Below are 10,870 nucleotides of genomic sequence, written 5' to 3'. Positions count from 1 at the left end.
TTTTTTATCTAGAAATAAGTTAGTGTTAATCCTCAACCATTAGTACTTTTAGTTCTACAGGGCGTAACTGCTACAGTATGTGAGCTGTTACCCAAAAGGAGTTGATGTTGTCCTCATCTATTCAAATCGCTATCACTTATCTGGTTCTGGTGGCGGTGTCTGTGTTGTTTTCAGAAAGTTCTAAAGCGCTTTTGGTGTGGTATTTAGTTATCGGCGCAGTGACGTTTGTTGTATACGCGAAGGATAAGCGAGCGGCGATTAATGGCAATTGGCGTGTGCCAGAGAAAACCCTGCACATATTTTCTGCTGTTGGTGGCTGGCCAGGGGCATTGATTGCTCAAGATAAGCTGCGTCATAAAACACAAAAACAGCCGTTTAGATCTATATATTGGCTCACCGTTGCTGTGAATATAGCGGCGTTTGTATGGACGTTAACACCGATCGGACAGTCAATATTTGGTCGTTGGTTAAGTGAGATTATTGGATATCTTTAACCATAACCATAACCATAACCATAACCATAACCATAACCATAACGATGACTAGCACTTGTGTACTAACCATCGCAAAGTAAGAAACTATTCGATTAGAGCATCGGAATCGTCGAGGCTATCAACAAGCCCGCCATACCGTAGTTAAAGCTTTTAATGCGCACTGGTGTTGTTAGCCAGTGCTGGAGCTGTTTACCTGCCGCCGTCCAAAATGTCACTGATGGCAAGTTGGCTAGCGTGAAGATACCTGCGATGATGGCAAGCTCCCACCATGAACTGCCGCTGCTATACACTGAGATTGCAGTTAGCGCCATTGACCAACCTTTAGGGTTCACCCATTGAAAACTCGCTGCGCCAATGAAGGTCATCGGTTTATAAGCCTCGGTACTTTTGGCTTTGCCGCTCAATGCAATCTTAATTGCTAGATACACAAGGTAAGTCAGGCTTAGATATTTCAATATTTGGTGAGAGACAGGGTAAGCGTTGAAAATGCCCATCAAGCCAAAACCAACTAATAACAACATCGCGGCAAACCCTAGAGCTACCCCAAGCATGTGCGGAATAGTACGGGCAAAGCCAACATTGGCACCTGATGTCATGAGCATGATGTTGTTTGGACCCGGCGTGAAGGTCGAGACAAACGCAAACAAGGCAAGTGCGCTAAGTTGTTCTAAAGGCATAATGGTTCTCCAGCAATAAAATGAACGAAGTGACTGACCGATCATGACTTTCACGTGTTGAGAAACATAGTAGGTGGAAAGTGAGGCAATTATGTGCTTTTATTTCACTTATTATCACTAAATGCACAATAATAAGTACCTATGAATAGATTTGACGAAAGGATATTGCAAGAGCTTAAATTGGACGGCAGAATCTCCAACATTGAGCTTTCAGAACGAATTGGTTTGTCGGCTTCAGCGACCTTAAGGCGAGTACAGGATCTCGAGCGTAAAGGGATCATTCAAGGTTACCGTGCGGTTCTGGACAGTGGCTTGATGGGAGTGGGTTTTATTGCTTACGTTTCGATTGGTTTATCGAGCCACAGCAAAGCAGCACAGTTGGAGTTTGAACAGCACGTCAGTATGGAAAAAGAGGTGGTGGAGTGCCACAACATTACTGGTGCCAACGAGTACTTGCTACGGGTAGAAACTAAAGATCTACCGGGCTATAAGAAGTTTCATGCCGATGTGCTTGGGGAATGCGCTCAGGTTCAATCCATCACGACCATGGTTGTGATGGACACCCCTAAAGACGAACGCTAGTCGAGTTTTATTTCAGGAGAGGCGCAGTGCCAAATACTAATCAGTTGTTATTGTTCTTAGATGTGGTTCAACAAGGGTCGTTTACCAAAGCGGCAACCTTGCATGATATGGACAACTCGTCGCTCTCTAAGCAGATAAAAAAGCTCGAACAAGATTTAGGTGTTCAGCTGCTTAACCGTTCGACACGCTCGTTTTCTTTGACGTCGGCAGGGGAAGATATTCTCGCGCAAACCTACGTGCTAAAAGATACTATCAATCAGATTCAAGGCATTGCAGATTCATATCAGTCTGAACCCAAAGGTGTGCTGCGAATTACATCGCCAATTTATTTTGGACAGCAATATCTGCAACCTATCATCACTCAGTTCATGAGAAAGTACCCGGATGTTCAGATCGTGTTGTCGTTGGACGATAAGATCGCCAATATTATCTCAGGGCAATTTGATATCGCGTTTCGCTTCAGTAAGCTTGTTGAATCCAACTTGATTGCAAAGAAGATTGCCGACAGTAACTTCATGCTCGTCGCGTCGAATGACTTTGTTAAGCAGCATGGTGAGCCTAAGACGCCGCAAGACCTACTCGCGTTACCTGCCGTGATTTATACCAATGGCGATATGACGGTCGATCATCTACGTATCAGTGAAGAGCCGCATGGCAACACTTTCCAAAGCCTGACGATTCGTGGCAACTATAAGGTGAGTGATGTTCGCACCATGGTCTCTTGTGTTAAGGATGGTTTAGGCTATGGTTTCCTTGACCAATCAAACCTGTATGCCTCAATGAAAGAGTTGGGCTTGGTTACTTTACTTCCAGACTATCCAATCTCTACTGCTGATACCGCTATTTATGCTGTTTACCCGCACCGTAAGCAGACCAAGCTGGTTAAAGAATTCATTACTACGGTTCAAGATTATATTGGCTCTCCCACGATTTGGGAGAAGATGCAGCAAGCACAATTTCCCTACAATAAAACAAGTTAAAAAGGGAGCCAGATCGTCACACGAACCGGCTCCCTCTTATTATTTCGACCATCACTAATTTACAATGTAAAGCACAGCTATAGCTGGCGTAAGCGATTATTTCTGTCTACGAAAGTACATTATCATCGAGACATGAAATTAGTGGTCCTGAATCACTTCTTTGCCACTAGGGTAAGCTTTTGACCCCAATACATGGCCGTCGACTTCTTTGCCGTAGTAGCCTTGATGGTTGTGGTAACGCCTAGACCTTATAGATCTTAGCCGGAAGCGCTTGTCTGGCTGCTGCGCCGACAACCCAATCTAACATGACGCCTTTTCCTTCTCTCGTCGGATCAATCAAGCCAATATCATTGATGTTAACGCCATCGTTTGACTTCATCTTCACAGGTTGTTGTGTGTCACCAATCCAGTGTGCACGCTCACCGAGTTCTTTATGACCAAAGCCGTGTTCAAAGCCTAATGTTCCCGGTTTGATGCCATCAATCACCATCGCCAACGCATATGTGGTTGAGCTCGGTGTTTCAATGGCAAATACATCGCCTGTTTTGATGCCAGCAGAAGACGCGTCTTGCGAGTGAATGTAAACCGGGTTCACGCCTTTAATCGACTCTAAACGTGGTGACAAGTTAGACACCGCACTGTGAATGTTGGACTTAAAGTTGGTTAGCGTAAATGGCCACTCTTTGGTCGGGAACTGCTCTGCTAAAAGTGTGCCGTCTGCCAGCTTCTGTGGATACCATGTCGGGCAACCCATGTACTGTTCGCCACTGATGGTGTTGCGAGAGGTACCCAGCTTTTCATTCCAGATAGCCAAAGGTTTGGTCCATTTGTACTTCATTGTTTCGTTGGTGTAGGCATTGGTTGCGTCTTCAAAACGACCGCCACGCGCAAAGATATACGCCACTTTGAGCATCTCTTCTGGCTTAAGCGTTTTGTTCATCACAGGCACTAGGCGCTCTAGACCAGACCAAACGATATCTTCGGCATCTACATTCGGCACTCCGCCTATAACGAACGCTAGATTAGCCGCAGAGCGTAGGTAGAAATCTTCCGCACTATGGATGCCGTGCCAGTTACCTTGGCTGTCTTTAATTACGTTGTCGCCGAAGCCACCCAAGTCGAGTGTTTTCGCTAGATCAATAAAGAAGTTTTCTAGGTTGATGGCACGTCCGTCTTGAGTGCGTGAGGTTTTAGGCTCAACTATCGGCCAACGAGCGGTGATCGCTTTAGTTGCGACGCCGTGCCACGGTGTTGCCATGCCCCAGCTTTCGTAGGTTACTGTGTCGGGTACTAGGTAATCTGATAATGCTGTTGTCTCATTGATGAAGGCATCGATAGACACGATCAAACCCAGTTGCTTTGGATCTTTAAGCTTCTCGCCCAGCAGGTTGTCTAAGCCAGGAACGCCATAAAGTGGGTTCGCCATGTGGTTGATCCATGCTTTTGCACGATAAGGGTAACCATCAATCGCAGCTGATAAGTGCTCGGTTAAAAGTGGCGCAGAGATTGGGTACCACGGAGCGCGTGTTGGGTAGGGTGATTCACCGGCTGCAACACGACGTTTGTACTCGCTGGTCTTGTGGTAAGGGAACTTGCTGCGGGACAAGAACACACCTTGCGGCTTAGTCTTACCCTTGAACTTGGTAAAGTCGTAACGTGGGCCTGCAACCGAAGTTGGGTAACCGCCCGCTTTCGCCATCGCACCGCCTTTTGCATTGATGTTACCGATCAGCGCGTTCAGCATTAGGATAGAGAACGAGTTGTAGAAGCCGTTGGTGTGCATGTTTCCACCGTGAGTATCCACGACTGCTTTCGTTCCGTAGCTGGTGAAGCGTTTCGCCAGTGCAATAATCTGGTCTTGTGGAATTTCACACTGCTCACTGTAGTAAGCAAGGTCATATTTGAAGGCTTCTTCCTTCAATCTTTGTAGAGAAGACTTAACACGAACGGTTTGACCATCGATTTCTACGTCTTGATCGACGAACAAAGCCGCTTCATTCACCTGAATATGCGATGATATTAGTGACGTTGTCACATCTAGTGCGATAAATCCATCATCGTCAGACATCGGTTCGCCTGTTTCTAGCAAACCCATATCCGATGCACGAAGCATACGCCCGTTCTGAGGGTGTGTTTCATCGCTGATCACAAGGTGAGATGCATTACACCAGTGTGTGGTGCCTGCTTTCTGCATCGCTTGCGCACTTGGGCGAGACAAGAAGTCGTGATTGTAGCGTTGGTTTTCGATGATCCACTGGATCATACCCAATACTAGTGCTGAATCAGTGCCCGGTTTGATTGGAAGCCAGTTATTGCGATCGGCCGCTGCAAGGCTTGAAGACCCGGCAGGAAGGCTTGGTGTCACGATTGTGTAGCTCAGTTTCCCGTTAGTACGAGCCTCAGCCAGTTGTCTTGCTTGACGCTTAAATGGATTACCCGCTTGAGCTGGAGACATACCGATGAAAAGAATGAACTCTGCGTTATTAAAGTCGGGCTTTAAGTGCGAGAACTTGTCTAGATCGTTCATGATCGCGCCTGAACCTGCACGGAACGCGTAGCCACAGTAAGAACCGTGATGACCAAAGTTACGAGTGCCGTAGCTGTTAAATGCAAAGCGCTTCAAGATGTCGTCACGACCTTCATTACCGGCATTGGTCACAAGCAGTTGGTTGGCTTTTGGTCCGTATTCAGGGTTGTTTGGATCTAGTGGTGTTTCAATGTCGCGAATCGATCGTAAGCCTTCAACTTCGCCTTCACCGAACAAGTCACCACCTTCGGTGATCTCAGAGATAAGTTGCTCGTAGCTGATCTGTTCCCACTTACCTTCACCACGTTTACCAACACGTTTTAACGGTTGAGTGATTCGGTATGGGCTGTTTTGAATCTCTAACATGCCGTTGCCACGGGCGCAGGCTGTCGAGCGGTTATTGATGCCTGACTCGCCAGACAAGCCAATGTAGGCATCTTTTACGGGCGTTTTGAACGGGATTTGCTGGTCACTTGATAGCGGATGGTACGGATTGCCTGAGATACGTAAGATCTCGTCATTGCGATTATCGATACGTACACGCAAGCCACACAGTGTCCAGCAACCAAAACACATTGATGGTGCAACGCGTTGGTTTGGATTCGGCGAGATCTTACCTTGCTCATCCACACTGTATTCCGTCTCTAGTGAGTTACCGTGATGAATGTGATTGGTTTTCGTACCTGCGGTGCCATCAATAGCACCGTGAACCATATGCTTTGTGGTTGTCGCATAACCTGCAGCAAAAGCTCCAACACCACCGGCAGCAAGACCTGTTTTCAAAAATTGACGACGTTTGTTATCCATGATGATTCCTCAGACTACAAGCTATGTGAGCGGTTAAGTGGTGACGATGTATTTTGGTTTGGCTTAGATGCTGTTTTTGTCGCAGAGCCAGTTGTTCTTTTAGATCCAGTAGACACGATTTCAGAAGCAAACAACGCAAGCGCAAGCCATAGGCCACACATACCAACAATGCCGAGTAATCCTGCGCTACCCATAGGCAGTTCATAAGGGAATGGACCCACATCAAAACGGGGAATGGTTTGAACCTCCATCATGGTGACCCAACGTACCGCCCATGCGGAAACGATGGTCGCTAACGCTACGCACACAATTCCTAGCTTGCTTTGAGGTAGACGTTGCAGTGGTAAAACTAAGATCATGCATAGCAAAATGTTGGTGGTCATGATGCCTAAATTAATGCCCCAAGCGTCGTTCTCATACAGGTTGAAGTGGCCATGGTTAGATGCCCAAATCGACGTAAGAATGATGGCAAGGCCACCCGTTAACGTAATAGTTCTTTGCACTATAGCGAGGTCTGTTGGTTTTAAGCTTGGCTTACTTGAAGGCAATATAGCCCAAATCAGCAGAGTCAAGCCTGTTGCAGCAAAGAACGCGGTCGTGAACCAAAGCAGTGGAGATGCCGGTTGATGCCAAAGCGGACGGCTCGCCAAAATCGCAATCTCTGCGCCAGTGTAAAGCGCGATACTTAAGCCAGAAATAGCCGTCGCAGCAGCGAGTGCAATCATCAGCTTTGTCGATACCTGCCATTGCCCTAATGTTAGCCAAGACAAGCGTTTTAGAAGCGGGCTTTCACTCTCTTTAAGCTGTGCGATGTCATCGCGTAGGTAAACCCAAGCGGTTGCGACAGACAGGCCAGAAAACAAAGGTAGAAACAGAGAGCCTAACGACATCCATGACCAAGGCGTGACGTGAGCGTAGAAGTGCCACGCACGTCCTGGTTGATGTCAGTCACCAGTTAGAGCCAATGGCCCAACAATTGCGCCGATGGCCATCACAAGCACAAGCGCTGAACGGAATTGGTGGCTGGTTGAGTTCTTGAATATAAGTGCAATCAAAAACAGAATAGCGGCCGCGTAAGCCGAACCAATGTAGAAGAAATATTGAACCGCCCACGGTAGCCAAGCGATCTCTTGAGCGGGAACTAACACCTCAGTGATATTCATGCTGTCTCTCCTTGTTTGTCTTGTGTCGCGATTGCCAATTCTTGTTCGCCAAAGGATGAGTTATCAATGGCAGCTGGATCATAAATCGCAGGCTGACCTTCGATATGGCTAACGAAACGCTCGTTCATGCCGATATAGAAAACATGTGGGTTGGTATTCTGCTCTGGCTTAAGCACCTTGATGTCGTCTTGGTTTTCATTGAGCAGACGGTTGATCTCGCTGTTTGGATCTTTAAGGTCGCCAATGACACGCGCGCCACCGACACAGGTTTCTACACAAGCAGGCAGTAAGCCGTCTTCAAGGCGGTGTGCACAGAAAGTACATTTGTCAGCGGTAAGGGTGTCGTTATTAATGAAACGAGCATCGTAAGGGCAAGCTTGAACACAATAAGCACAGGCTACGCAGCGTTCGTTGTCGACCATCACTATCCCATCTTCACGCTGGAAGGTCGCTTGAACAGGACAAACCTTGATGCAGGGTGCGTTGTCACAGTGATTACACAGGCGAGGTAACATGAATGACTTCACGTCTTGTTGAGCAGTCGAACCATCATCAAGGGAGACTTCATACTGTTTCACGGTGGTTCTGAACTGGCCAATCGGCGCTTGGTTTTCAACGCTGCAGCCAACGGTGCATGCCTGACAGCCAACGCACTTGCGTAAATCAATCGCCATCGCGTAGCGTTTGCCTACTTCGCCCTTGCGGTCCGGCTGGTTGTTATTGCGAATGGCTGTGCTTGCGACTGCGGTGTTGATTCCGGCAATGGGAATAAGCGCAGCACCAGCGGAAACCTTACCGAACTGGCTGAGAAACCGTCTTTTCAATGAGTCCATGTTGGTACCTATAAATGGGTATTCAATCTGTTGGGCTCATTGTCAGATTTTAGGTGTACGCGGGGTATTGTGGATTTCCACATACCCAGATCAAAGTTGATCTAGAACAAATGTGGTTTTCGCTATCTAGCTGTTATGCTTTGTTTTAGGGGCTTGTTTAAGGCGATCAAAAGCATAAGTTAAGCTTAATCATGTCGTCAGCGTAAAGGCGAAGTGAAATGACGAGAGAATCAGTTGAATAAACAATCTGCTTGGAGAAAGAGATTTCAGTGACCGTTCGAAACCTAATGACAGTCGTTATCCTTTGTTGGCTGAGCCTAACCGCAGGAGTGTGTTTTGCGGCTCAATCGGAGCAAGAGATTGCAACGACAAGCACTGTTGAGTCGGAGCAGGTTATTGAGGTCGGTGTGCTGGCGACTCGAGGTAAGCTTTCCGCGCAACAGCGTTGGCAGCCGACAATGGATTGGTTGTCGGAGCGCATTCCTGGAAAGCACTTTGTTCTCAAACCTTTCAACTTGGAAGAGATGGCCGAAGCGGTGAAAGGTGTCACAGTCGATTTTGTTATTACTAACCCAGGTCAGGCGGTTCGATTAGGACGTCAGTATGCGCTTTCTTGGATGGCGACCATGACCAGCCATAACTTTGAAGCTCAAGGCGCCAGTAATACCCGCAGCATTGGTTCCGCTTTGGTGGTGAGAAGAATGTCGCCTTATATATCTCTCGAACAACTCAGCGGTAAGCCGATTGCGGCAGTATCTGAAAATGCTTTTGGTGGTTACCTCACGATGCGTTACCAAGTGATGCAACAAGGACTTAACCCCAACCATTTTTTCTCTGATACTCAGTTCTTAGGTTTCCCTATCGATGCCAGTTTGTACCAACTGCGAGAAGGGCATATTGAAGCGGCTGTCGTTCCCGCTTGTTTGGTCGAGAGCATGATCAGTGAAGGTTTGTTGATCGCTGGGCAATATCGAGTGATTGAAAACCAAGCTCCGGAAGGATTCCGTTGCCAAGTATCTACCCCTTTGTATTCCAACTGGTCGTTTGCCAAAACAGAGCGGGCTTCTTCGGCACTGGCGAAACAAATGAGTCAGGTGTTACTTGCGATGCCAAAAAGCAGTGCGCCAGCCATTGCAGCGAATGCATCGGGCTGGACGTCACCGACAAGCCTGCTGTCGATCGATAAGCTATATCAACAACTCGACATGCATCCACTGCAACAACCTTGGTGGAAAGAAGCGTTAATCTGGCTCAAATACAATCAACAGTGGGCATGGGCGTTCTTTATTCTTGTGGTGTCGCTGAATGCTTACCACTTCTGGCTGGAATACAAGTTCAGTCGCAGTAAAAAGCAACTAGAAGCGACGCTGTACAAGCTGAAAAATAAGAGTGAACAGCTAGAGCACTCTCAACGTATCGCGGTAGTTGGTGAGCTGGGCAGCAGTTTGGCACACGAGATTAATCAACCTTTAGCAGCAATTCGGAATTATAGCGAAGGTGGTTTACTGCGGATTTCAAAGAACAAACCGCTGACTGACATAGAACCTGTATTTGAGAAGATCCAGTCTCAAGTGGATCGTGCTGATGCGATCATCCAGCGCTTAAGAAACATGATCAAAAAACGCTCATCAGAGAAATCTCAAACTGATATAGAAGTGCTTCTTACAGAGACCATTGAGTTGCTGCAATTTCGATTACAGAAGCACAAGATAACCATTGAACGCTATGCCGTAGGTAAGCCTATTAAACTAAATGTTGATCCTGTGGGCTTGCAACAGGTGATTGTAAACCTGATCAACAATGCAACGGACGCGTGTAATGCACAACAGTATCGCGAACAAAGTGCTGCGTCTGATATTGATAATAAAACCAGTGAGTCAGCGACAATTAAAGTGATTACCGAGTATCAACCGGATAAAATGATGCTGTCGATTATCGATAACGGCACCGGTTTAGATTTTACTGAGCAACAAGTCACTCAAGCCTTTGTGAGCAGTAAAGAAAACGGCTTGGGGTTAGGGCTTGCGATTTGCCAAGACGTGATTGAAGACCACAGCGGCCAAATGGTCATCAAATCATTGACTCCTCATGGTTGCCATGTCGCGGTGACACTGCCTTTCTCTCTTTCAAATGATTCATAAGGAATCTTGTTATGTCTGAACTTCATCAAACGTTGCCGGTTTATGTAGTTGATGACGATGAGTCGGTGCGTGACTCATTGGTGTTCTTATTGGAAGAGCATGATTTTACGGTATCAGCCTATCAAGATGGCCGGAGTTTTTTGGATTCGGTTGATTTGAGTGCACCTGGGTGTGTCGTTTTAGACAGCAGGATGCCTGAGATGAGAGGGCAGCAAGTTCATAAATTGATGGTGAAAGCGCAGAGTCCATTGTCGGTAATTTACCTGACGGGCCATGGCGACGTGCCAATGGCGGTTGAAGCCTTACAAGCCGGTGCGGTGAACTTCTTTCAAAAACCAGTTAAAGGCAGCGAACTGGCTACGGCAATCAAGCAAGGGCTAGAGGCTTCTGAAAAGCATTTACACATGAATGTGTACCGTCAAGCGTATGCGTCGTTAACTGAGCGTGAGATAGACATACTAAAGCAGATCATTGATGGCAAACGTAACCAGAAAATTGCCGATGAATTATGTATCGCCATGAGAACGGTGGAAGTACACCGAGCGAGTTTGATGAAGAAGTTTTCTGCGAAAACGGTTGCCGAGTTGGCATACATTTATGGACAGCTTACCTAATCACGATTGTACGAGATGAAGGATGGAAAATCAGTAACGTTACCATTGATTT

At 46.9% G+C, this 10,870-nt stretch carries 8 protein-coding genes and 1 pseudogene; 5 read left to right on the top strand and 4 right to left on the bottom strand.

Annotation, left to right across the window (positions count from 1 at the left end):
* The first annotated feature begins 104 nt into the window (after window positions 1–104).
* Window positions 105–494 carry a DUF1294 domain-containing protein gene (locus BCU75_RS21130; RefSeq protein ID WP_102474992.1) on the top strand — a complete coding sequence of 130 codons (390 nt, stop codon included), beginning with the start codon at window positions 105–107 and terminating at the stop codon, window positions 492–494.
* A 92-nt stretch (window positions 495–586) separates the two neighbouring features.
* Here the strand turns inward: BCU75_RS21130 and BCU75_RS21125 are convergent, their stop codons facing one another.
* A complete protein-coding gene (locus BCU75_RS21125; RefSeq protein WP_102474991.1) occupies window positions 587–1,171 on the bottom strand; it encodes a LysE family translocator in 585 nt (194 codons plus the stop codon).
* A gap of 141 nt (window positions 1,172–1,312) precedes the next feature.
* Here BCU75_RS21125 and BCU75_RS21120 point away from each other — a divergent pair, with 141 nt between their 5' ends.
* Window positions 1,313–1,753: an Lrp/AsnC family transcriptional regulator gene (locus tag BCU75_RS21120; RefSeq protein ID WP_102474990.1), complete on the top strand. Its 441-nt coding sequence runs from the start codon at window positions 1,313–1,315 to the stop codon at window positions 1,751–1,753.
* Between the two features lie 26 nt (window positions 1,754–1,779).
* Window positions 1,780–2,733 carry a LysR family transcriptional regulator gene (locus BCU75_RS21115; RefSeq protein WP_102474989.1) on the top strand — a complete coding sequence of 318 codons (954 nt, stop codon included), beginning with the start codon at window positions 1,780–1,782 and terminating at the stop codon, window positions 2,731–2,733.
* A gap of 241 nt (window positions 2,734–2,974) precedes the next feature.
* Here the strand turns inward: BCU75_RS21115 and BCU75_RS21110 are convergent, their stop codons facing one another.
* The 3 genes and pseudogenes from BCU75_RS21110 to dsrO all read right to left on the bottom strand — a co-directional run bounded on the left by BCU75_RS21110 (window position 2,975) and on the right by dsrO (window position 8,063).
* Window positions 2,975–6,067: a tetrathionate reductase subunit A gene (locus tag BCU75_RS21110; protein ID WP_102474988.1), complete on the bottom strand. Its 3,093-nt coding sequence runs from the start codon at window positions 6,065–6,067 to the stop codon at window positions 2,975–2,977.
* 14 nt (window positions 6,068–6,081) lie between these two features.
* Window positions 6,082–7,230: pseudogene (nrfD, locus tag BCU75_RS21105) on the bottom strand (NrfD/PsrC family molybdoenzyme membrane anchor subunit).
* A complete protein-coding gene (gene dsrO / locus BCU75_RS21100) occupies window positions 7,227–8,063 on the bottom strand; it encodes a sulfate reduction electron transfer complex DsrMKJOP subunit DsrO (protein WP_102474987.1) in 837 nt (278 codons plus the stop codon). Before dsrO ends, nrfD begins: the two are co-directional and overlap by 4 nt.
* A 269-nt stretch (window positions 8,064–8,332) precedes the next feature.
* On the opposite strand from dsrO, the gene BCU75_RS21095 reads away from it, so the two are divergent.
* A complete protein-coding gene (locus BCU75_RS21095; RefSeq protein ID WP_076677371.1) occupies window positions 8,333–10,204 on the top strand; it encodes a sensor histidine kinase in 1,872 nt (623 codons plus the stop codon).
* 11 nt (window positions 10,205–10,215) lie between these two features.
* Complete coding sequence (locus BCU75_RS21090; protein WP_102474986.1) at window positions 10,216–10,818, top strand: response regulator transcription factor; 603 nt, start codon at window positions 10,216–10,218, stop codon at window positions 10,816–10,818.
* Window positions 10,819–10,870 lie beyond the last annotated feature (52 nt).

Source organism: Vibrio splendidus (assembly GCF_002873455.1).
Taxonomy (GTDB): Bacteria; Pseudomonadota; Gammaproteobacteria; order Enterobacterales; family Vibrionaceae; genus Vibrio; species Vibrio splendidus_J.
Note: the sequence above shows the minus strand (reverse complement) of the source record. Positions and strands in the feature narration are given on the sequence as shown.

What these genes read in the sequence shown, in the direction of transcription:
- BCU75_RS21130 (WP_102474992.1), top strand. Translation starts at nt 105, where the DNA reads ATGTTGTCCTCATCTATTCAAATCGCTATCACTTATCTGGTTCTGGTG.
- BCU75_RS21125 (WP_102474991.1), bottom strand. Translation starts at nt 1,171, where the DNA reads ATGCCTTTAGAACAACTTAGCGCACTTGCCTTGTTTGCGTTTGTCTCG.
- BCU75_RS21120 (WP_102474990.1), top strand. Translation starts at nt 1,313, where the DNA reads ATGAATAGATTTGACGAAAGGATATTGCAAGAGCTTAAATTGGACGGC.
- BCU75_RS21110 (WP_102474988.1), bottom strand. Translation starts at nt 6,067, where the DNA reads ATGGATAACAAACGTCGTCAATTTTTGAAAACAGGTCTTGCTGCCGGT.
- dsrO (WP_102474987.1), bottom strand. Translation starts at nt 8,063, where the DNA reads ATGGACTCATTGAAAAGACGGTTTCTCAGCCAGTTCGGTAAGGTTTCC.
- BCU75_RS21090 (WP_102474986.1), top strand. Translation starts at nt 10,216, where the DNA reads ATGTCTGAACTTCATCAAACGTTGCCGGTTTATGTAGTTGATGACGAT.